Raw genomic sequence first — 20907 nt, forward strand, 5'->3', positions numbered from 1 at the left:
TCTTATGAAAAAAACGCTAAAGCAGTTGCTTGCTATTGAGCACCCTATCATTATCGCTCCTATGTTTTTAGTCTCAAATGTTGCGATGGTAACAGCAGCGATGCAAGCGGGTATAGCAGGCTGTATACCGGCATTAAATTACCGTACCCTACCCGAATTACGAGAAGCAATTACACAATTAAAAGCTTCAAAAACAGAAAATGGCGCTTTTGGCTTTAATCTTATCGTAAACAAATCAAATCTTAAGTTTCCAGATCAATTGGCAGTTTGCTGTGAGATGGGTGTTGATTTTATAATAACTTCTTTGGGTAACCCAAAACAGGTTATAGAAGAATCTCATAAAAAAGGAATTCTCGTTTTTTGTGATGTGGTAAATCTTGAGCAGGCCTTAAAAGTTGAAAGTCTAGGTTGTGACGCGGTAATTGCGGTAAACAATGAAGCTGGCGGCCATAGAGGAAGCATTTCACCTAAGCAATTAATAGAGGAGTTAGATGCTGCATTAAAAATACCTGTAATTTCTGCAGGAGGCGTGGGTAATAAGGCAGAGCTCGATGAGAAACTGAGTTATGGTGCAGTAGGAGTAAGTATTGGTAGCCCATTTATAGCTTCGGAAGAGGCCGGGGTTTCTAATGAATATAAAGAGGCCTGTGTAATGTACGGCAAGAAAGATATAGTCGTGACTCAAAAGATAAGCGGAACGCCGTGTACGGTGATCAATACGCCTTACGTGCAGGAAATAGGTACAGAGCAATCGTGGATTGAGAGTCTACTCAATAAAAATAAATGGCTTAAGAAATATGTAAAAATGTTACGTTTCTTAAAAGGAACGAATATGGTGACAAAAGCTGCTGCAGGGGCAACCTATAAAACTGTCTGGGTTGCTGGGCCAACCATAGAGCATACAAAAGCAATTGAACCGTTAAAGAAGATTATTAAGCGGTTTATTTAATTTTTCAAAATTAATCATCAACTAAAAAGCCTCAAAGATTTTAAAATCTTTGAGGCTTTTTAGTTATTCTAAGAGATCTAGAATCTATAAATCATCGTAATCTACCGTTAAGTTTGCTGAAGTAGCTAATGCCTGGCAGGTTAAGATTAATCCTTCTGCCACTTCACCATCTGTAAGAATCTGGTTTTTACGCATTACAGCTGTACCCTCGGTTACTCGTGCGATACAACTACTGCAAATACCTCCTTGACAGGAGTAAGGTACATCAATGTCGTTTTCTAATGCGGCGTCAAGAACTACTTTGTCCTGGTTTATAGTAAGTTCAAACTCTTCATCATCAACTACGATTTTAAGTTGGGTGATGCCGTCTAGAGCTTCAGCAATCTCTTCACCGTCACTGGAGCTTGTAAATAATTCAAACTTAATTTTGTCTTCAGGAATACTGTTCTCAGCTAAAACAGCACTAACTCCCTTAATCATTTCTTCAGGACCACATAAAAAGTACTGATCAAAATTATGAGATTTGAACTTATTTTTCAGCACAAAGTTTACGGTAGCTTTTTCGATACGGCCAAAGTGGGAATCTGTCTCTTGCTTGCGACTGTATACAAATTCTATAAATAGACGCTCCGGGTATTGAAGCTGTAATTCTAATAACTCTTTGTGAAAAATAGTTTCTTCAACAGTCCTGTTTCCATAAAGCAATACAAATCTACTTTTAGGCTCTTCTTCTAAAACTGTTTTAATGATAGAAAGCACCGGGGTGATTCCGCTTCCTGCAGCAAAAGCAGCATAGTCTTTACTGTTTTCGCCGTTAGGCTCAACAAAAAATTTACCTTCAGGAGGGTGTACTTCTAGAGATTCGCCTACGGTTAATTTATTATTTGCAAGTACAGAAAAAGTACCGCCTTCAACTTCTTTAACAGCTATTTTAAGAAGACCGCTTTGTGGTGTAGAGCACAAAGAGTAGGCTCTGCGTACTTCTTTACCGTCAATTTTGGTTTTTAAAGTAACATATTGCCCGGCTTTGAATCTAAAATCGTTTTTTAAAGCATCTGGAACTCCAAATGTGATGCTAACAGCCTGGGCTGTTTCGCGAGTAATATCTTGTATAGTAAGTGCGTGAAAATCGCTCATTGCTTAAAAATTTTGGCAAAAATACAAAGCATGTTGGTTATGAGGCGTAACATTTTTATAATTTTCACACTAATGGTATGACTACTAGCCAAAAAATGAATAGTGATGATTAAACACTTTATAAATCTAGAATGGAAAAGCTTTTTTAGATCAGCAGCGTTCCAGACTAATATTATTCTGAAAATATTTATGGCGTTGGGTGCGCTTTATTTTATTGGGATCTTTACACTTGCGGGTGTAGGAGCTTATTTCGGATTAGAAAAGGCAGGTTTTGAACCTTTAGAAACACTCAATAGCTTTATGATTTACTATGTGGTAGTAGATCTCATGATCAAGTATTTCCTACAAAAAATGCCGGTGGTAAATATTAAACCGCTGCTGTTGCTTCCCTTTAAAAAGGCAAAGATTGTAGATTTTGCGATGGGTAAAACCATGCTTTCCTTTTTTAATATAATTCACGCATTTTTCTTTATTCCTTTTAGCATTGTTTTAGTGGTACAGGGGTATGATCCGCTACACGTGATTACCTGGCATTTGGGAATTTTAGGGATGATTTACTTAAATAATTTTATCAATGTATTTCTCAATGATGCGCTTGCACTCGTTGTGGGTTTAGGAACTGTAATTGCTGCTTTTGGCGCGCTTCAGTATTATGAGATTTTTGATATAACTGCTTATACCGGCATCTTTTTTCAAGGTTTATTTGAGTATTTGTGGTTATTTATTATCCCGCTACTTTCGGCATTTCTCTTATATAGGTTTGCCCATAATTATTTTCTAAAACGTTTATATCTAGATGCTGGTTTGGCAACAAAAGCACAGGCAGCTTCTACCGAAAATTTGGACTGGTTAGACCGTTTTGGTAAAACAGCAGTTTTTCTTAAAAATGATATTAAACTTATTAAGCGAAACAAGCGCTCACGTATGACGATAATTATGAGTGTTGTTTTCCTGTTCTACGGTCTGTTGTTTTTCTCTGGCGGTATCGAGAGTTATGACAACCCTTTTATGAAGATTTTTGCGGGAATTTTTGTTTCCGGCGGGTTTATGTTCAGTTTTGGTCAGTTTGTACCAAGTTGGGATAGTTCGTATTATCCCTTAATGATGACGCAGAATATAAAATACCAGGAATATTTAAAGTCAAAATGGATGTTAGTGGTTATTGCTACAGCAATTTCTACTGTACTGGGTGCTTTTTATCTCTATTTTGGTTGGGAAGCGTATGCAGCAATACTCGTGGGCGGTATTTTTAATATGGGAGTAAACGGTCACGTAGTTTTACTGGGAGGCGCTTATATAAAAACGCCTATAGATTTAACGAGTACTAAAAAAGCATTTGGTGATAGTTCGTCTTTTAACGTAAAAACATTATTAATTACGATGCCAAAATTATTGCTTCCCATAGCGCTGTATGCACTAGGTCATTTTACACTGGGACCTGTTTTTGGCTATGCTTTAGTGGCACTTGCCGGTCTTGCCGGTTTTGCTTTTAGAGATTATATGTTTAGAAAAATAGAAGAGGTTTATAAAGCCGAAAAATACAAGACCATAGCGGCTTACAAGCAGAAAAACTAAGATCTTTTTTAATTACTCTCAAAGGGAGTGATGTTATAGTAACTAAGAAATTTTAGAATTATGATACATATTCACGATTTATCAAAAACGTACAACGGGGTAACCGTATTAAAAATTGACGAACTCAGCATTCCTAAAGGAGAGGCTTTTGGCCTGGTGGGTAATAACGGAGCCGGCAAAACGACCTTGTTTAGCGCATTACTTGATTTGATACAACCTACTACCGGCTACATTCAAAATGGAGAAAGTAAAGTAAATGAAAGCGAAGCCTGGAAATCACACACGGCTTCATTTATTGATGAAAGTTTTCTAATAGGCTATTTAACTGCGGAAGAATATTTCTACTTTATTGGGGAATTGCGTGGACAAAACAAAGCAGATGTAGATGCATTACTCGCTGGTTTTGCCGACTTTTTTAATGATGAGATCCTTAACAAGCGCAAGTATCTGCGCGATCTTTCTAAAGGTAATCAAAAGAAAGTAGGCATCGTTGCAACTTTGATAGGTTCGCCAGATGTAATCATCCTCGATGAACCTTTTGCTAACCTTGACCCTACTACACAATTTAGACTGAAAGGTATTATTAAAAAACTGGCTGCAGATACAGATATCACCGTTTTAGTCTCTAGTCACGACCTCATTCACGTAACCGAAGTTTGCGAGCGTATTGTTGTTCTTGAAAAAGGAAGTGTGGTTAAAGATATCAAAACCTCTGAAGCAACGCTTAAGGAATTGGAAGCCTATTTTAGTAAGGAGAATTTAGGGGTGGAGTTGTAAATAACAGTTTAATTTGATATAAAATGTTTTTTAGCCTCAGAAATAAACAAGTAAATGGAGCTATGTTGTTGCAGGGAAAATACAATTATAATTTTTTCGATATAAGTTCTGGAAAGATTGAAATTAACCAGGAAGTAACAATGAAAATAGTGAAAGGTAAAAAGTTAATGGACTTTTTATTTTTAAATGATGGAGTTAATTTTATTATATCGTCAAAGTGCCACGACTTATTTTTGCTTAATAAAATATGTGGTTGGAAATCCTATAGGGTAAGTATAGAGGGTGTTAGTGAAGATTATTTTGGTATTCAGACTATTGGAAGATCAGGCAAACTGATTAGAGATTACACAAAAGGCTTTATCACTGGATATAATTTAGATTATAAAACTTGGGATGGATCAGATATTTTTTCGCCAGAAGCCACACATCATAAATTCATCTCAAAAAAATTATTAGAACTTATAAATGAAAACAAACTAACTAATGTTGAGATGTTAAATATTAATGATGTGAAACATTATAATATTCCTGAAAAGAATTAGTATCTTTTAGAAAGATTCTTTTTTTATTCATTAGAAGATAGATTTCATTAGTCTAAAATTAATTTCAACGGCTTTTTAACCCGTTCATACTAATTTTGCTACTTTGCAGTTATTGCTTTATACTTAATTAGATTTGCAAACTCAGGTACAAAAAATACTCATCTTAGCGGTGCTAGTGGGAGTTCTTATGGGATGCTCCCGTAAGAAAGATAAATTTCTAAGCAGAAATTTTCACGCACTTACTACAGAATATAACACGCTGTTTAATGGTAGACAAGCCTTTGAGCAGGGTCGTGATGCGCTTATAGACAGTTATCAAGATAATTTTTGGGCAATTTTGCCTGTAGAGCGTTTAGAAAATCCGGAGTTTGTGCCTTTACCCGGCGATGCTGTTGACCCCAGTTTTAAACTTTCCGAAGAAAAAGCTATAAAAGCTATACAAAAGCACAGTATGCAGATTAATGGCACAGAGCGTAATCCACAAATGGACGAGGCGTTTATGCTTTTAGGAAAATCACGCTACTACGATATGCGTTTTGTGCGCGCACTTGAGGCATTTAATTATATTCTCGCTTATTATCCCGCCAGTAATAACATCGCACAGGCAAAAATCTGGAAAGAAAAAACAAACCTTCGGTTAGATAATACAAAAATTGCAATTGAGCGGCTACACAAACTTCTGGAGGAAGAAAAAAAGCTAGACGCACAGGATTATGCAGACGCTTCAGCTATGTTGGCACAGGGATACATCACTGAAAACCGTATAGATAGCGCACTTGTTTACATAGAGAAGGCAGCCTTTTTAACGCGTAAAAATGAAGAAAAGGGCAGGTATTATTTCATTAAAGGCCAGTTATACGATTTAATAAATCAGCCACAACTGGCAAATGCAAACTATGATAAGGTCATCGCGCTAAACCGCAAATCACCGCGGCGTTATATGATTAATGCCTATGTAAATAAAATTGCAAATTTTGATTATGAGACTCAAGATCAGGAGCAACTTTTTGAACTCCTGACAGATCTTGAGAACAATAGAGAAAACAGGCCTTATTTAGATATTATAAATTATCAATTTGCTCAATTTTACCAGAATGTAGGTAGGCAAGATTCGGCTGTTGCCTATTTTAATAAATCCCTTGCATCTAAGAGTGCAGATAAATTTCTCGTTTCTAGAAACTACCTAAGTCTGGGAGAACTCAATTTTGACAATTCAGACTACCTCGCTGCAGGGGCTTATTATGACAGTACTTTAGCGTTTATACCCGAAAAATCGAGAGAGTTTAGAGACATACATAAAAAACGAACTAATCTCAACGATGTAATTTTATATGAGGGTATTTCAAAACGCAACGATAGTATTTTAAAATTAGTAAATATGAGTTCCGCAGAGCGGAACACTTATTTTGAGGAATATATTACTCAGTTGAAGGAAGAACGCGCAAAAGATTCTGTAGCAGCAGCAATTGCTGAAGCTACGATTGCAAATAATGAATTTTTTGTTGCTGATGCCACTAATCAGCCACCTGCAGGGAGCACTTTTTATTTTTACAATCCGGTTCAAATTGCACAGGGCAAATTAGATTTTAAATCGCGTTGGGGTAGCCGGCCTAATGAAGATAACTGGCGCATTTCTAACAAGCAGGGAGCCTTTCAGGAACAAAGCACAGCTTCCGGCTCTAAAGACCTGCTGGAAACGTCAGAAAACGGACTTTATAACGTAAAAACTTATCTGTCTAAAATTCCATCAGAAAAACCGGTCATAGACAGTATTTCTACGGCGCGCAATTTTGCGTATTATCAGCTAGGACTTATTTATAAAGAAAAACTAAAAGAACCGCAGCTTGCCATACAGCGTCTTGAGACCTTATTAAATAATAATCCTGAAGAACGACTTGTTTTACCGGCAAAATATAATTTGTATCAATTGTATTTAGATCAAAATGATGCGTTTAACAGAGATAAATTTAAAAATGATATCTTGATAAACTATGCAGACACGCGTTATGCAAGTATTATAAAAAATCCTGAAAAAGCGCTTACTCAGGATGAAGATAGCCCAGAAGTGCTGTATAACAAATTGTATAGAATGTTTGAAAATCAAGAGTATGAGACTGTACTTTTAAATTCAGACAGATATATAGATGAGTTTGCAGGCGATGCTTTTGTCCCTAAATTTGAATTGCTGAAAGCTACAGCAATTGGGAGGTACAAAGGTTTTGAAGCCTATGAAGAAGCTTTAAACTATGTAGCGCTTAATTACCCCAATCAGGAAGAAGGTAAACGAGCAAAAGAGCTCATAGATAAGGCATTACCTCAGTTAAAAAGTGATGAGTTTGAAGCAGACTCAAAAGCATTAAGTTTTAAGTTACTGTATGTTTTTAATACTTCTGAAAAGGACTTAATGAAGAACACAGAAGATACACTTACGGCATATTTAAAAGAGGAAGCTCCTGCGACAATTACAGCCTCTGCAGATGTTTACGATGCAGCCACGAGTTACCTGGTAGTACATGGTTTTAAAAATACTGTTGAAGCCTTGTTTTTTGCAGAAAACTTGAAAGAGGTAGAGCCGTCAACTTTAACTAGAGAACCTGTTTTAATAAGTACAGACAATTATAGAATCGTACAAATACATAAGAATTTAGAAGCTTATAAAAATCGAGAAGTTGAATAGTATTATGAGAAAAGACAAAGTAGCTAACAATTTAGACCAGGGAAGCAAACAAAATAGAATAAGTGATGGTACGTCTATCATAGGAGATGTAAAATCTCAGGGAGACTTCAGGTTAGATGGCACACTTGAAGGAAAGATGGAGAGTACCGGCAAAGTAGTTATAGGAAAAAATGGTCTTTTAAAAGGAACGCTTATTTGTAAAGAAGCAGATGTAGAAGGTACTGTAGAGGGGATATTAAAGGTAGACGAACTTTTAAACTTAAGAGCCAGTGCGGTGATTAATGGGGAAGTTGCAACCGGAAGATTGGCAGTAGAACCGGGCGCCGGTTTTAATGCAAGTTGTGTGATGGGTAATGGTGTAAAAAACTTAACTAGCGATGTCAGAAAAGAAGCCGGAAAATCAGCTTAGTACCTGGGCAAGGTTTTCTACTATAGCCATACAAATGGGAGGAACCATATTTCTGGGAAACCTCTTTGGCGGCTGGTTAGACAAAAAATTTGAAACCACCTATTTAGAATCTACAATCACTTTACTTGCCGTATTTCTTTCGATGTATATCGTTATAAGAGGAGTAAAACAACTCAATAAATAATGCTTATAAAGCGTCTACTTAACTATTTTGTAATTATAGCAGTTCTATTTTTTCTAGGATACTTTTTACATAGCTATATTATCGAAGCTAAAGACCTATCGCATCCTTTTTCATTGTTACATATTTATTTGTTTCAAGCTATAGCAACTTTAATTATTTGTGGAAGTTTTGAGATTCTCGCAACTTTCTCAAAGCGTTTTGCAGAGCAATTGGGCTTTATTTACCTTGCAACGATGGTTGGTAAAATAGGATTGTTCTGTTTAGTGTTTAATAACATCTTGTTTTCAGATATAATTTTAACAAAACCAGACAGCCTTAGTTTGCTGATACCCATATTTATTTACCTGTTTTATGAGGTGATAGTGATTACAAAAATCTTAAATAGAAATGCTTAGCGGTATATTTATTTTAAAATGATTCTTATTCTGAATAAAATGTTTAGTTTTGCAGCAAATTTTAGCAAGCCTTATTTTTGAAATTATAATAATGAAGATAGCAAAATTACCTATCCAATTTTTAACCGTTTTGATGTTTCTAACTATTGGAAACGCGGCCACGGCTCAGGAACACAGCGTTGCAGAAAGTAATGATGCTGGTACTTTAGACACTCAGGAAGAGATAGATGAGTATATTCAACATCACATAAAAGATTCTCACGATTTTCATTTGTATTCTTATACGGGAGATGATGGTGTGCGTCATTCTGTAGGTTTACCATTACCTGTAATTGTATGGGGATCTAATGGGCCTGCAGCATTTATGTCATCAGCTTTTCATCATGATATTAATGGTGAAGTTATTGTTGAAGCAGGCGGGAGCCGTTTTGTAAATCTTCACGATAAAATTTATGAGCTGGAAGAAGGAGCAACTGCAGTCGAGATGGGTGAAGATCATCATCCTGTAAATGCACATATGCCTTTAGACTTATCAATCACAAAAAGTGTTGTAGGTATTTTGGTAATAGGTTTGCTTATGCTTATTTGGTTTTCATCTTTAGCCCGTCAATACAAGAAAAGAACAATTCCAAAAGGTTTTGGAAGAGTGTTAGAGCCTCTAGTAATTTATGTACGAGACGAGTTAGCAAGACCAAACATTGGAGAAAAGAAATATCGAAAATTCACAGGATTTTTATTAACGGTTTTCTTTTTTATCTGGATTTTGAACTTATTAGGATTAACTCCTTTTGGATTTAACGTTACAGGGCAATTAGCAGTAACTGCAGCTCTTGCGATATTCACCTTAATAATTTACACTTTTAGTGGTAATAAAGATTACTGGATGCACATCCTGTGGATGCCGGGAGTACCGTATCTCATACGTCCTGTCTTAGCGGTAATTGAGTTAGTGGGAGCGTTCATAATAAAACCATTTTCATTATTAGTTCGACTTTTTGCAAATATCTCTGCGGGACATATTGTAATTATGAGCCTTATTGCAATTATGATAACCCTTAAGGGAGAATTGACACCTGCGGGATCAACACTTTTATCATTTGTATTATCCTTATTTATAACATTAATAGAAGTGCTTGTTGCATTTCTACAAGCCTATATCTTCACCATGCTTTCCGCTTTATTTATTGGGATGGCTGTTGCAGAACACGATCACGATCATGACCACGCGCACGATGCAAAGGGTCACGATGAGGTTGATGCAGAAGATATAAGAGCAGACTTTATTTAAAATTAATTTTTGTTTAATTATTTATATATTTTTTAATTATGGAAGCAATGGTTCCAAATTTAGTAGGTGCTGGTTTAATCGTATTAGGTGCTGGTATTGGTTTAGGTAAAATTGGTGGTAGCGCTATGGAAGGTATCGCTCGTCAGCCAGAAGCTGCCGGTAAAATCCAAACTGCAATGATTATTATCGCTGCACTTTTAGAAGGTTTAGCATTTGGTGCACTTTTCTTAGGAAAATAATCCAAATAAAAATCAAAACTCATTCTCCTGTAACGGTTGGTTGCAGGAAATGAGTTTTAATTAAACAAACAATAAACAAGGTCACGTTATGGATCAATTATTAAATGACTTTTCTCCAGGACTGTTTATAATGCAAACAGTCTTATTGTTAGTGCTTATTTTACTAATGGTAAAATTTGCCTGGAAACCTATTCTTAAATCATTAGATGATCGTGAAGAAGGTATTCAAGGTGCGTTAGAAGCTGCTGAAAAGGCTCGCATAGATATGCAAAATCTTCAGGCAGATAATGAAAGAGCACTACAGCAAGCACGTGAAGAGCGCGACGGTATGCTTAAGGAAGCTCGTGAGATTAGAGCAAAAATGATCGCTGAAGCAGAAGGTGATGCTAAATCTCAGGCAGACAAGATTATTCTTCAGGCTCAGGAAGCTATCGCTGCAGAAAAGCGCGCTGCTGTTGCCGAATTAAAAAGTCAGGTTGCGGAACTTTCTTTACAGATCGCAGAAAAAGTGGTGAAAGAAGAGCTTTCAGACAAAAGTAAACAAATGCAGTATGTAGATAAGATGCTGCAAGACGCTACCCTTAATTAATAAAAAAAGTAGTTCATGTCTTCAAGAGCAGCAATACGTTATGCAAAAGCAATTTTAGAACAGGCCCGTGAAAAGGGTACTGCTGAAGTTGTTTTTGGTAATATGAAATCTATTGAGGCGACCCTCAACGCAAGTAAAGAATTAAGAAATGTTCTTAAAAGTCCGGTTATAAAATCTGATGATAAGCGCGCTTCATTACTTGCAATTTTTAATGGATATGACTTGAGTACAATAAGTCTTATAGAATTGCTTGTTGATAAAAAAAGAACTGCAATTTTAGGAGATGTGGCTTCAAGCTATGTTGACATTTATAATAAATCTAAGGGTATTGTAGTAGCTCATTTAACAACTGCGGTAGAGCTTGACGCTTCATTAGAAGCAAAAGTTCTTGCAAAGGTTAAAGAGATTACAGATGGTAAAGAAGTAACCTTAGAACATCATATAGATTCTAATTTAATAGGAGGATTTATATTGAGAGTAGGTGATGTGCAATACGATGCAACGGTTGCAAATCAATTAGATAAAATACAAAAAGAGTTTAGTAAACGTTTATAATTACAACTAAGTCTTGAGTTAAATTGAGGCTTATTAGATATCAAACAAAATGGCAGAAGTAAAACCAGCTGAAGTTTCAACAATTTTAAAGAAACAACTTTCAGGCTTTGAAGCATCAGCTTCATTAGATGAGGTAGGAACAGTACTTACCGTAGGTGATGGTATTGCCCGTGTTTACGGTCTTTCTAACGCACAATACGGAGAACTCGTTGAATTTGACGGAGGTCTTGAAGGTATTGTATTGAACTTAGAAGAAGATAACGTAGGGGTTGTACTCTTAGGTCCTTCTAAAGAAGTTAGAGAAGGTGCTATCGTAAAACGCACGCAACGTATCGCTTCTATAAATGTAGGAGAAGGTATTGTAGGTCGTGTTGTGAATACCTTAGGTCAGCCTATAGATGGTAAAGGTGCTATACAAGGTGAAACGTATGAGATGCCATTAGAGCGTAAAGCTCCTGGTGTAATTTATCGTCAACCGGTAACAGAGCCATTACAGACTGGTATTAAGTCTATTGATGCAATGATTCCTGTAGGTCGTGGTCAACGTGAGCTTGTTATTGGTGACCGTCAGACTGGTAAAACTACTGTTTGTATTGATACCATTTTAAATCAAAAAGAATTTTACGATGCAGGGGAGCCTGTATATTGTATATATGTTGCGATAGGCCAAAAGGCTTCTACCGTAGCAAACATTGCTAATGTACTTGAAGAAAAAGGTGCTTTAGCATACACTACTATTGTTGCTGCAAATGCATCAGATCCTGCAACTATGCAGGTATATGCTCCTTTTGCAGGTGCTTCTATTGGTGAATATTTTAGAGATACAGGTCGCCCTGCTCTAATCATTTATGATGATTTATCTAAGCAAGCTGTAGCATATCGTGAGGTGTCTCTTTTATTACGCCGTCCACCGGGACGTGAGGCATATCCTGGAGACGTTTTCTTCTTACACTCTCGTTTGTTAGAGCGTGCTGCAAAAATTATTGCAGATGATGATATCGCTAAGAATATGAACGATCTTCCTGATACTTTGAAGCCAATCGTAAAAGGTGGTGGTTCATTAACTGCACTTCCAATTATAGAAACTCAGGCTGGTGACGTTTCGGCGTATATACCTACAAACGTAATCTCGATTACAGATGGTCAGATTTTCTTAGATGGTGATTTATTTAACTCAGGTGTACGTCCTGCAATTAACGTAGGTATTTCGGTATCTCGTGTAGGTGGTAACGCTCAGATTAAATCAATGAAGAAAGTTGCAGGTACCTTAAAACTCGATCAGGCGGCTTTCCGTGAACTAGAAGCGTTTGCAAAGTTTGGTTCAGATCTAGATTCTGCAACATTAAGTGTAATTGAAAAAGGAAAACGTAACGTAGAAATCCTTAAACAAGGAGAAAATACTCCGTTTACCGTAGAAGATCAGATTGCTATTATCTATGCAGGTTCTAAAAACTTGCTACGTAATGTGCCTATCGATAAGGTTAAAGAATTTGAGAGAGACTACTTAGAGTTTTTAAATGCTAAGCATAGAGATGTGCTTGATACTTTAAAAGCAGGTAAGCTTACAGACGAAGTTATTGACACGTTAACTACTGTAGCAAAAGATCTTTCATCTAGATATACTAAGTAATTTTTTCGCAAAGCGAAAAAACCAATTAAAGAATGGCAAATTTAAAGGAAATACGTAACCGGATTTCATCAGTATCCTCAACGATGCAGATTACCAGCGCTATGAAAATGGTGTCTGCTGCTAAGTTGAAAAGGGCTCAAGATGCTATTACAGCTATGCGCCCGTATTCTGATAAATTAACCGAACTTTTACAAAGTCTTAGCGCTTCTATGGAAGGCAACAGCGGTAGCCGTTTTGCCGAAGAACGCGAGGTTAAAAAAGTACTTGTGGTAGCTATCTCATCAAACAGAGGATTGGCTGGTGCTTTTAACTCAAACATTGTTAAAGAATCAAAGAATATTCAACATGCGGTTTATTTTGGGAAAGAAGTTCATTTCTTGACCGTAGGTAAAAAGGCAAATGATATCTTGAAGAAATCTGCAAAAATCATATCTAATGATAATGCAGTTTACGATGATTTAACTTTTGAGAATATAGAAGTTATTGCAGAACAGGTGATGGATTTATTTGTGAATGGGCAGTATGATAAAGTAGAGTTAGTATATAACTCATTTAGAAATGCAGCTACACAAATCGTTACCAGAGAACAATTCTTACCTATTGTACCTTTAAAAGAGCAATTTGAAAACGTTGAAGCTCCTAGTGTAGATTATATATTTGAGCCTTCAAAAGAAGAAATTGTAAAGCAATTAATACCTAAAGCTTTAAAAACACAGTTTTTTAAGGCAGTTAGAGACTCTGTAGCGAGTGAACATGGTGCGCGTATGACAGCAATGCATAAGGCGACTGATAATGCAACTGAATTAAGAGATCAGCTTAAGTTGACGTATAACAAAGCGCGTCAGGCAGCAATTACAAATGAAATCTTAGAAATTGTAGGTGGTGCAGAAGCATTAAACAATTAATAGTAGATTAAATTCATATATTAAAGCCTTGCATTTGCAAGGCTTTTTTTATTTGTACAATTTTTTAAAAATATTGAGGTTTCAATTATTGTGTAATCCTTTTAATACAAAATTACTATGCATATAAAATTGGGAATATTTATTCTAATAGCACTAGCTACAGGTTCTTGCGGTAGTGGTAAAATTTCAGAAAATGAAGAATTTGTGGTTGAAAATTTAAAACGAATTGACTTTGAAGATAAAAGTTTTGAAGTAACCTTTAAAGTTGACGCGCTAAATCCTGCAATCACGTTAAACTATCTGTATTTTGAAAATCAAAAAGCTCGGGTTACCCATTCTTCACCGGGTATCTACTCAGCTCATTTTGCTGCTTTAAAATTGAATTCTGAAGATCGCATTTTATCCCTCGATATGTCTCAAGAATCTAAGAATACACTCCCATCATTGCCGGTAAAGGCACCGGTTAAAATTAAAAAGTCTCAGGCTTTATTGAGCTATTTGTTAGGTGAAGAAGATAAGTATAAGGTGCTTAATTTTGATACCAATTAGAGCGCAAGACTAGTATTTAAAAGGTGAATAGGACACCCTTTATAGATTGATGTGTATAACCTATTTTTGAATTTTAAAAAATAACCTCTTTGAGTGTATTAAAGCGATTTGTAAAGGATACTGCGGTATATGGTCTTGCTACTATTTTGCCTCGTATAATGAATATTGTACTGGTTCCTTTGCATACAGATGTATTGGATCCTGTTAACTACGCAGAGAACACTTCATTCTACATTGGTGCAGCTTTTCTAAATGTTCTCCTTACCTATGGTATGGAAACCGCTTTTTTCCGCTTTTTTTCGAAATCAGAAAATAAAGATCGGGTGTATAGTACGGTTTTAATTGCTCTAACCACTACAGCAATTGTCGCGTTCGGACTCCTATTCGTATTTAAAAATCCCATTTCGGAAGCTTTAGAGCTTCGCAGCGAATACTTCGGGTATTTGATAGGGTTAACTATATTAGATACGCTCGTAGTCGCTCCTTTCGCATATTTGAGAGCCAAAGGTAAGGCATTGCGATTCGCAGGTATCAAATTAGTGAATCTGGCTATTTATGTGGTGCTCAATCTCTTTTTCCTTTGGGCAATCCCATATTTTGATCTCAAGTTTTCCTGGTATAATTCCGAAAATATTCTCGTATATATATTTATCGCAAATCTTGCTGCAAGTGCAGTAACCTTCTTGCTCATCGCTCCAGACTTTTTCCGCATTAAACTTATTTTTGACAGGCAACTCTTTAAACAATTATGGCAATACGGTTGGCCGGTTTTAGTTGCCGGTTTGGCATTTGTAATTAATGAGAATTTAGACAAGTTGCTCCTTGGGAATATGCTCGATAAGGAGATTATGGGTGCGTATTCCGGGTGTTACAAACTTGCCGTATTTATGACAATTTTTATACAGGCTTTTCGGTTAGGAGCAGAGCCCTTTTTCTTTAATCACGCCCAGTCAAAAAATGCGCCTGCAACGTATGCAACAATCCTTAAATACTTTACGATAGCAGGAGCCTTAGGTTTAATGATTATCGTTTGTTTTATCGATTTCTTTAAGGATATTCTAATTCGTGATGCCGAATATTTTAAGGCCTTGGAAATTGTACCATACATTCTTTTGGCAAATCTTTTTCTGGGTATTTACCACAACCTAGCAGTCTGGTATAAGCTAACAGATAAGACCTTATACGGCATGTATTTTTCAATAATAGGAGCAGCGCTAACGATAGGATTAAACCTATTACTAATACCTGAGATTGGTTTTATGGCTTCGGCCTATGCTACTGTGGTTGCTTATGGTGTGATGATGATGATTTCGTATTTTTACGGGCAAAAACACTACAGGATACCTTACAATACCGCACGTATTGCGATGTATCTTACTGTAGCTACCACAATTGCTATGGTTTCATTTTATTACTTAAGAGAATCTTATATTGTGAATTTCGGGTTTCTAATAGCTTTTGCTTTACTGGTATTTATGCTTGAAAAAAAGGAGCTGGTTGGAATTTTAAACCGAAATACAAATCAATAACTAAATTATGCAAATCAATATTATTAATAAATCGAGTCACGCGCTACCACATTACGAGACTGAAGCTTCTGCAGGTATGGATTTACGAGCAGAACTTATGACTCCCGTGACCTTAAAACCTTTGGAGCGCACTATTATAAAAACAGGATTGTTTATAGAGTTGCCGGTAGGAATAGAAGCTCAGGTAAGACCTAGAAGCGGTCTGGCTGCAAAAAACGGAATTACCGTACTTAATGCGCCGGGAACTATTGATGCAGACTACCGCGGCGAAATAGGCGTAATCCTCGTTAATTTATCTAATGAAGATTTTACTATAGAAAATGGGGAGCGCATAGCACAATTGGTTATCGCAAGACATGAGCGTGCAAACTGGAATGAAGTCGATGTTCTAAGTGAAACCGTTCGTGGGGCTGGTGGCTTTGGCAGTACCGGAACCAAATAATTTTTTCGCAAAAGCGGAAATATTAACTCAATTGCTTTTTTACCAGAAGAGCTTTTGTGCAAAACACTTTACAGGAAAAATACCAGAAATAAAAAATGAAAATAATAGTTCCTATGGCAGGGCGGGGTTCTCGTCTAAGACCACATACGTTAACAATCCCTAAACCGTTAATTCCCATAGCCGGCAAGCCTATAGTACAACGTCTGGTAGAAGATATAGCCGCTGTTCTTGAAGAGAAAATTGAAGAAATAGCTTTCGTCATTGCAGAAGATTTTGGCTCAGAAACCGAAGAAAATTTAAAGCAAATTGCTGCACGTCTAGGTGCAAAAGGTACTATTTACTATCAGGATAAACCGCTGGGAACAGGTCATGCGATTATGTGCGCTCAGGAATCTTTGAGCGGCCCGTGTGTGATTGCTTATGCAGATACACTCTTTAGGGCAGATTTTACGTTAGACAAAGAAACAGATAGTGTAATCTGGGTAAAGCAGGTTAAAAACCCGCAGGCCTATGGTGTGGTTTCTTTAAATGAAAACAAAGAAATTACTGGTCTTGTAGAAAAACCTACAGAATTTGTTTCAGATTTAGCCGTTATAGGTATTTATTATTTTAAAGAGGGCAGTGTTCTTAAACAAGAATTGCAAGCTGTTCTCGACGCTAATTTAATGCATGGTGGCGAATACCAGATTAACGATGGTATTAAACAAATGCAAGCTAAAGGCTATGTCTTTAAACCTGGAAAAATCGACGAGTGGATGGACTGTGGTAATAAAAATGTTACGGTAGAAACTAACGGAAGAATGCTTCAGTTTTTGCATACAGAAGAGCAAAAATTGGTTTCTCCTTCGGCAAAACTAGAGAACGCATCGATTATTCCGCCGGTATATCTGGGTGATGATGTGGTGATTAAAGATTCAACAATAGGCCCTAACGTTTCCGTAGGTAAGGGAACCGTTATTGAAAACAGTACCATTGAGCAAAGTTTAATTCAGAATTTCAGCACTATTAAAAATGCACAATTAAAAAACGCCATGATAGGTAATTACGCCCAATACAATGGTAATTTTACCGAAATTAGTATTGGTGACTATTCAGAATTGATATAGCTTTTATACAATGAAATTATTTACGTGTTTACTCGTATTTTCTTTGTTTTCGCCGTTGGCGGAAGCACAGGAGCCTGCTACCTTAAAAGACGTAAATGTTGACAATCTTGAAGATGTAACAGACGATTTTCAAGAGTATTTTTTTGAAGCGCTAAAGCAAAAAGGCATACAAAACTACGAGCGGGCTATAATCGCTTTAGATAAATGCATCTCACTACGACCGCAGGAAGCCATTCTTTATTTTGAGAAAGGAAATAATGAAGCATTATTAGGCAATGTGCAGGAGGCCGAAAATAATTATTTAAAGGCGCTACAATTAAAGCCAAACCAACGCGATATCATGGTAAGTCTATATGATGTTTATTATGCGCGTCAGGACTTTGAGAAAGCTATAGATCTTGTAAAACAACTCGTAAAATTTGATATTAGATATAAAGAAGACTTAGCGCGTATTTATTTGCGTAAGGGTTCTTTCAGAGAAGTTATAAGCCTCATAGATGAGCTTGATGAGAAACTAGGCAAAGATGCTTATCGCAATCAAATACGCCAGCAAGCGCTAGCCTTAAGTGGAGGAGATGTTCAGGAAAAAGCACTTTTAAAACAAATAGCTGCTAGTCCTAAAAATGAACAGCATTATCTCAATCTTATTTACGTCTACAGTGAGCAGGGTAAGACACAACAGGCCTATGAAACGGCTCAACGCTTATTAAAAGTAAACCCAAAGGCAGAGATTGTACACATGGCGTTGTACAAATATTATTTAGAAAGTGGTAATGTTAAACAAGCGGTTGCCTCCCTTGAGAGAGTGATGCGAAGTTCAAAGATTGAAGCGAAGGCAAAACACAGTGTTTTAAATGATTTTTTGATTTTTGTAGATCGTAATCCTGAGTTTGAGCCCGAACTGGAGCAAGCAATTACATTATTTTCTAACGAAGAAAATACAGATGTAAATGAAGAATTAGGAGCTTATTATTTAAAGAATAAAGAAAACGACAAGGCATTGTCTTATTACGAGAATGCATATAAAAAGAATCCTTCAGATTTAGGTGTATTGCGCAATTTGCTTATGCTTCAGCTTGAAGCAAAACAGTTTGAAAATGCCACATACCTTAGTGAGGAAGCATTGAGCTTGTATCCTGCTCAAGCCTTGTTTTATTTGGTTTATGGAGTTGCTCAAAACAATTTGGGTAAATCTAAGAATGCTGCAGAATATTTAGAAATGGGTTTAGACTATATAGTTGAAGATTCTAAAATGCTTGCAGATTTTTACAGTGAGTTGGTACGCGCTTATGTTACGCTGGGAGATGCAAACAAAGCGACTAAGTATCGCGAGCTAATTAATAATTTGAATTAACACGATGCGTATATATTTTAAAAGTTTTGTAGTACTATTGATGATAAGTCTTACCGCCTGTAAGTCAACAAAAAAAGTAGTTTCTACTAATGATGATTTAGCTTCTGCTAAAATAATAGCGAGTCATTACGAGACACACCCGCAGTTTGAAACTCTGGCTGCACGATTAAAAATAAAATATTCAGACCCCGATCGTACACAAAGTGTAACGGTAAGTTTGCGTATGCAAAAAGATGAAACCATCTGGATGAGTGCTTCAGTATTGGGCATATCACTTGCGAAAGCGATGATTACTAAAGATCGCGTTCAGTTTTATGAGAAAATTGACGGAACGTATTTTGATGGTGATTTTAAACTTCTTAGTGATTTACTAGGCACCGAATTAAATTATGAGCAGGTAGAAGCTTTATTACTGGGAGAACCCATCTATGATTTGCGTAATGGTGGTTTTAGCGCAGGAGCAACGGGAACGCGCTATCTGGTGGCACCGCGTCAGCAACAGAATTTATTTAACCTATTTTTCTATTTAAATGCAGGTGCGTTTACACTGCAGGAGCAGCGCCTTACTCAATCTAAAGAACAAAGAGATTTAACGATTAAATATGCAGATTACATAAAGGAGCAAAATGGTTATTTCCCTACAGCAATTAGCATAAGTGCTCAGGAGGAGAACAAAGAAACCCGTGTAGATATCGAGTACAAAGGCGTAGATTTTAATACAGAGGTGAGTTTTCCGTTTAGTATTCCCGGGGGATTAAAAGAAATAAAACTTTAATGCAATTGAAGCAGATTTATAAATTTGGTTTAGTAGTAGCGCTTTTATTTGCAGGAAGCACTGCATTGTGGTCTCAAAACGACAAGCAGGCAGAGCTTGAGCGACAACGACGAGCGTTAATGGGTCAGATTGAAGAATTAAGCAAACTGCGTCAAAGTAATAAGAGGAAAGAGATTAACGTATTGAGTCAGGTAGAAGATCTTGATTCTAAAATAAAAACACGTCAAAATCTTATTAAGGTTACTAATAGTCAGGCAAATTTATTGACGCAAAAAATCAACCAAAATATAAATAAACTCTCCTCGCTAAGAGACGAACTAGAAAAACTGAAAGACGATTATGCCAGTATGGTGCAAAAGTCTTACAAGAGTAAAAGTAGCCAGAGCCGCATCATGTTTTTACTTTCTTCTAAAAGCTTTTTACAAGCCTACAAGCGGGTGCAGTATATGAAGCAATACAGCAATTACCGAAAAAAGCAGGGAGATCAGATTAAAGAACGTACAGCTTTACTTCAGGAGACAAATAAGAAACTGGCCTTACAAAAAGAAGAAAAACAAAAGCTGGTTGCCCAAAATAAAATTGAACAGGAGAAATTAGAAGGGGAGCGCGCGCAACAAGATGAGTTGATTTCAAAAATTAGAAAACAAGAGTCTACTTATGTAACGCAAATACAAGAAAAGCAAAAGGCAGCAGACCGAATAGATCGTGAGATAGACCGTTTAATTAGAGAGGCAATTGCAGCTTCTAAAAAAGAAACAGGAGCAGAGCCTACTAAAGAAGCGGCTACAAATGTGAGTAAAATGCCTACGTTCTCATTAACACCGGCAGCAAAAGCATTAGCAAGCGATTTTGCATCAAATAAAGGTCGTATGGACTGGCCTGTAGAACGCGGTAGGGTTTATAAAAAGTTTGGTACCTCAAAACACCCAACACTACCTAATATTACAACGTATAATAGTGGTGTTGAAATTGAGACTGCCCCCGGTAGTATAGCACGTGCAGCGTTTAAAGGAACAGTTCAACAAATACAACTAATACGAGGTGGGGGATATACGGTTTTAATTCGCCACGGAAACTATTTGACGGTTTATCAGAATTTAAAAAACTTAAAAGTTAAAGTAAACGATCAAATTTCTACAAAACAAGCACTGGGAGAAATTGCTGAAAACTCATTTAATGGCAAAACCATCCTAAAGTTTTTAGTGTATAAAGATTCAGAACGTTTAAATCCCGCAGATTGGGTTTATAACATGTAAATTTTAAATATAACTCATTTCAACTTCGAGATATAAGAATCAATA

Annotated in this window: 22 protein-coding genes; 21 read left to right on the forward strand and 1 reads right to left on the reverse strand. The window is 36.5% G+C overall.

The annotated features are described in order from the left end of the window. Positions 1–4: 4 nt before the first annotated feature. Positions 5–949 carry an NAD(P)H-dependent flavin oxidoreductase gene (locus ACEN25_RS08735; protein ID WP_441802574.1) on the forward strand — a complete coding sequence of 315 codons (945 nt, stop codon included), beginning with the start codon at positions 5–7 and terminating at the stop codon, positions 947–949. Between the two features lie 84 nt (positions 950–1033). Here the strand turns inward: ACEN25_RS08735 and ACEN25_RS08740 are convergent, their stop codons facing one another. Next, positions 1034–2086 (reverse strand): 2Fe-2S iron-sulfur cluster-binding protein, encoded by a 1053-nt coding sequence (locus ACEN25_RS08740; protein WP_441802575.1) that lies wholly within the window; start codon positions 2084–2086, stop codon positions 1034–1036. A gap of 105 nt (positions 2087–2191) precedes the next feature. Between ACEN25_RS08740 and ACEN25_RS08745 the strand changes: the two genes are divergently transcribed. From ACEN25_RS08745 to ACEN25_RS08840, 20 genes are all read left to right on the forward strand, one after another. After that, complete coding sequence (locus tag ACEN25_RS08745) at positions 2192–3661, forward strand: DUF5687 family protein (protein ID WP_441802576.1); 1470 nt, start codon at positions 2192–2194, stop codon at positions 3659–3661. A gap of 60 nt (positions 3662–3721) precedes the next feature. Continuing rightward, positions 3722–4438, forward strand: a complete 717-nt coding sequence (locus ACEN25_RS08750) for an ABC transporter ATP-binding protein (protein WP_441802577.1) — start codon at positions 3722–3724, stop codon at positions 4436–4438. Positions 4439–4461: 23 nt separating this feature from the next. Next, positions 4462–4980, forward strand: a complete 519-nt coding sequence (locus ACEN25_RS08755; RefSeq protein WP_441802578.1) for a hypothetical protein — start codon at positions 4462–4464, stop codon at positions 4978–4980. 133 nt (positions 4981–5113) lie between these two features. Next, positions 5114–7657 carry a type IX secretion system periplasmic lipoprotein PorW/SprE gene (gene porW, locus ACEN25_RS08760; RefSeq protein ID WP_441802579.1) on the forward strand — a complete coding sequence of 848 codons (2544 nt, stop codon included), beginning with the start codon at positions 5114–5116 and terminating at the stop codon, positions 7655–7657. 4 nt (positions 7658–7661) lie between these two features. Then, positions 7662–8066, forward strand: coding sequence for a bactofilin family protein (locus ACEN25_RS08765; RefSeq protein WP_028377125.1), 405 nt, complete (start codon positions 7662–7664; stop codon positions 8064–8066). Further along, positions 8035–8250: an AtpZ/AtpI family protein gene (locus tag ACEN25_RS08770; RefSeq protein WP_028377126.1), complete on the forward strand. Its 216-nt coding sequence runs from the start codon at positions 8035–8037 to the stop codon at positions 8248–8250. Before ACEN25_RS08765 ends, ACEN25_RS08770 begins: the two co-directional genes overlap by 32 nt. Further along, positions 8250–8645, forward strand: coding sequence for a DUF6168 family protein (locus tag ACEN25_RS08775; protein WP_441802580.1), 396 nt, complete (start codon positions 8250–8252; stop codon positions 8643–8645). Before ACEN25_RS08770 ends, ACEN25_RS08775 begins: the two co-directional genes overlap by 1 nt. A 91-nt stretch (positions 8646–8736) precedes the next feature. Beyond that, on the forward strand, positions 8737–9933 hold the full coding sequence (gene atpB, locus ACEN25_RS08780; protein ID WP_441802581.1) for a F0F1 ATP synthase subunit A: 1197 nt from the start codon (positions 8737–8739) through the stop codon (positions 9931–9933). A gap of 47 nt (positions 9934–9980) precedes the next feature. Then, positions 9981–10172, forward strand: a complete 192-nt coding sequence (gene atpE, locus ACEN25_RS08785; RefSeq protein ID WP_028377129.1) for an ATP synthase F0 subunit C — start codon at positions 9981–9983, stop codon at positions 10170–10172. Positions 10173–10260: 88 nt separating this feature from the next. Beyond that, on the forward strand, positions 10261–10761 hold the full coding sequence (locus ACEN25_RS08790) for a F0F1 ATP synthase subunit B (protein WP_028377130.1): 501 nt from the start codon (positions 10261–10263) through the stop codon (positions 10759–10761). A gap of 15 nt (positions 10762–10776) precedes the next feature. Further along, positions 10777–11316, forward strand: coding sequence for an ATP synthase F1 subunit delta (atpH, locus tag ACEN25_RS08795; protein WP_028377131.1), 540 nt, complete (start codon positions 10777–10779; stop codon positions 11314–11316). A 49-nt stretch (positions 11317–11365) separates the two neighbouring features. After that, complete coding sequence (atpA, locus tag ACEN25_RS08800; protein ID WP_028377132.1) at positions 11366–12946, forward strand: F0F1 ATP synthase subunit alpha; 1581 nt, start codon at positions 11366–11368, stop codon at positions 12944–12946. Positions 12947–12978: 32 nt separating this feature from the next. After that, the gene (gene atpG / locus ACEN25_RS08805; protein WP_441802582.1) at positions 12979–13851 is read left to right on the forward strand and encodes an ATP synthase F1 subunit gamma; all 873 of its coding nucleotides are present in this window, start codon (positions 12979–12981) and stop codon (positions 13849–13851) included. A 117-nt stretch (positions 13852–13968) separates the two neighbouring features. Next, positions 13969–14400 carry a hypothetical protein gene (locus ACEN25_RS08810; protein ID WP_441802583.1) on the forward strand — a complete coding sequence of 144 codons (432 nt, stop codon included), beginning with the start codon at positions 13969–13971 and terminating at the stop codon, positions 14398–14400. Between the two features lie 89 nt (positions 14401–14489). After that, complete coding sequence (locus tag ACEN25_RS08815) at positions 14490–15929, forward strand: oligosaccharide flippase family protein (protein WP_441802584.1); 1440 nt, start codon at positions 14490–14492, stop codon at positions 15927–15929. 7 nt (positions 15930–15936) lie between these two features. Further along, a complete protein-coding gene (gene dut, locus ACEN25_RS08820; protein WP_028377136.1) occupies positions 15937–16371 on the forward strand; it encodes a dUTP diphosphatase in 435 nt (144 codons plus the stop codon). A gap of 95 nt (positions 16372–16466) precedes the next feature. Then, positions 16467–17477, forward strand: coding sequence for a sugar phosphate nucleotidyltransferase (locus tag ACEN25_RS08825; RefSeq protein WP_441802585.1), 1011 nt, complete (start codon positions 16467–16469; stop codon positions 17475–17477). A gap of 10 nt (positions 17478–17487) precedes the next feature. Next, positions 17488–18831 carry a tetratricopeptide repeat protein gene (locus ACEN25_RS08830; RefSeq protein ID WP_441802586.1) on the forward strand — a complete coding sequence of 448 codons (1344 nt, stop codon included), beginning with the start codon at positions 17488–17490 and terminating at the stop codon, positions 18829–18831. Positions 18832–18835: 4 nt separating this feature from the next. Continuing rightward, positions 18836–19606: a DUF4292 domain-containing protein gene (locus tag ACEN25_RS08835; protein WP_441802587.1), complete on the forward strand. Its 771-nt coding sequence runs from the start codon at positions 18836–18838 to the stop codon at positions 19604–19606. Next, positions 19606–20862, forward strand: coding sequence for a murein hydrolase activator EnvC family protein (locus ACEN25_RS08840; RefSeq protein WP_441802588.1), 1257 nt, complete (start codon positions 19606–19608; stop codon positions 20860–20862). The genes ACEN25_RS08835 and ACEN25_RS08840 overlap by 1 nt, the downstream gene beginning before the upstream one ends. Positions 20863–20907: the final 45 nt, after the last annotated feature.

Origin of the sequence: Leeuwenhoekiella sp. W20_SRS_FM14 (assembly GCF_052119605.1) — a bacterium.
Lineage (GTDB): Bacteria > Bacteroidota > Bacteroidia > Flavobacteriales > Flavobacteriaceae > Leeuwenhoekiella.

Excerpts from the sequence above, each read along its gene's own strand:
- ACEN25_RS08765 (WP_028377125.1), top strand. The coding sequence starts at position 7,662 with ATGAGAAAAGACAAAGTAGCTAACAATTTAGACCAGGGAAGCAAACAA.
- ACEN25_RS08825 (WP_441802585.1), top strand. The coding sequence starts at position 16,467 with ATGAAAATAATAGTTCCTATGGCAGGGCGGGGTTCTCGTCTAAGACCA.
- ACEN25_RS08830 (WP_441802586.1), top strand. The coding sequence starts at position 17,488 with ATGAAATTATTTACGTGTTTACTCGTATTTTCTTTGTTTTCGCCGTTG.
- ACEN25_RS08755 (WP_441802578.1), top strand. The coding sequence starts at position 4,462 with ATGTTTTTTAGCCTCAGAAATAAACAAGTAAATGGAGCTATGTTGTTG.
- ACEN25_RS08740 (WP_441802575.1), bottom strand. The coding sequence starts at position 2,086 with ATGAGCGATTTTCACGCACTTACTATACAAGATATTACTCGCGAAACA.
- atpA (WP_028377132.1), top strand. The coding sequence starts at position 11,366 with ATGGCAGAAGTAAAACCAGCTGAAGTTTCAACAATTTTAAAGAAACAA.
- atpB (WP_441802581.1), top strand. The coding sequence starts at position 8,737 with ATGAAGATAGCAAAATTACCTATCCAATTTTTAACCGTTTTGATGTTT.
- ACEN25_RS08835 (WP_441802587.1), top strand. The coding sequence starts at position 18,836 with ATGCGTATATATTTTAAAAGTTTTGTAGTACTATTGATGATAAGTCTT.
- atpH (WP_028377131.1), top strand. The coding sequence starts at position 10,777 with ATGTCTTCAAGAGCAGCAATACGTTATGCAAAAGCAATTTTAGAACAG.
- ACEN25_RS08790 (WP_028377130.1), top strand. The coding sequence starts at position 10,261 with ATGGATCAATTATTAAATGACTTTTCTCCAGGACTGTTTATAATGCAA.
- ACEN25_RS08745 (WP_441802576.1), top strand. The coding sequence starts at position 2,192 with ATGATTAAACACTTTATAAATCTAGAATGGAAAAGCTTTTTTAGATCA.
- atpG (WP_441802582.1), top strand. The coding sequence starts at position 12,979 with ATGGCAAATTTAAAGGAAATACGTAACCGGATTTCATCAGTATCCTCA.
- dut (WP_028377136.1), top strand. The coding sequence starts at position 15,937 with ATGCAAATCAATATTATTAATAAATCGAGTCACGCGCTACCACATTAC.
- ACEN25_RS08810 (WP_441802583.1), top strand. The coding sequence starts at position 13,969 with ATGCATATAAAATTGGGAATATTTATTCTAATAGCACTAGCTACAGGT.
- ACEN25_RS08775 (WP_441802580.1), top strand. The coding sequence starts at position 8,250 with ATGCTTATAAAGCGTCTACTTAACTATTTTGTAATTATAGCAGTTCTA.
- ACEN25_RS08840 (WP_441802588.1), top strand. The coding sequence starts at position 19,606 with ATGCAATTGAAGCAGATTTATAAATTTGGTTTAGTAGTAGCGCTTTTA.
- ACEN25_RS08750 (WP_441802577.1), top strand. The coding sequence starts at position 3,722 with ATGATACATATTCACGATTTATCAAAAACGTACAACGGGGTAACCGTA.
- ACEN25_RS08770 (WP_028377126.1), top strand. The coding sequence starts at position 8,035 with ATGTCAGAAAAGAAGCCGGAAAATCAGCTTAGTACCTGGGCAAGGTTT.
- atpE (WP_028377129.1), top strand. The coding sequence starts at position 9,981 with ATGGTTCCAAATTTAGTAGGTGCTGGTTTAATCGTATTAGGTGCTGGT.
- ACEN25_RS08735 (WP_441802574.1), top strand. The coding sequence starts at position 5 with ATGAAAAAAACGCTAAAGCAGTTGCTTGCTATTGAGCACCCTATCATT.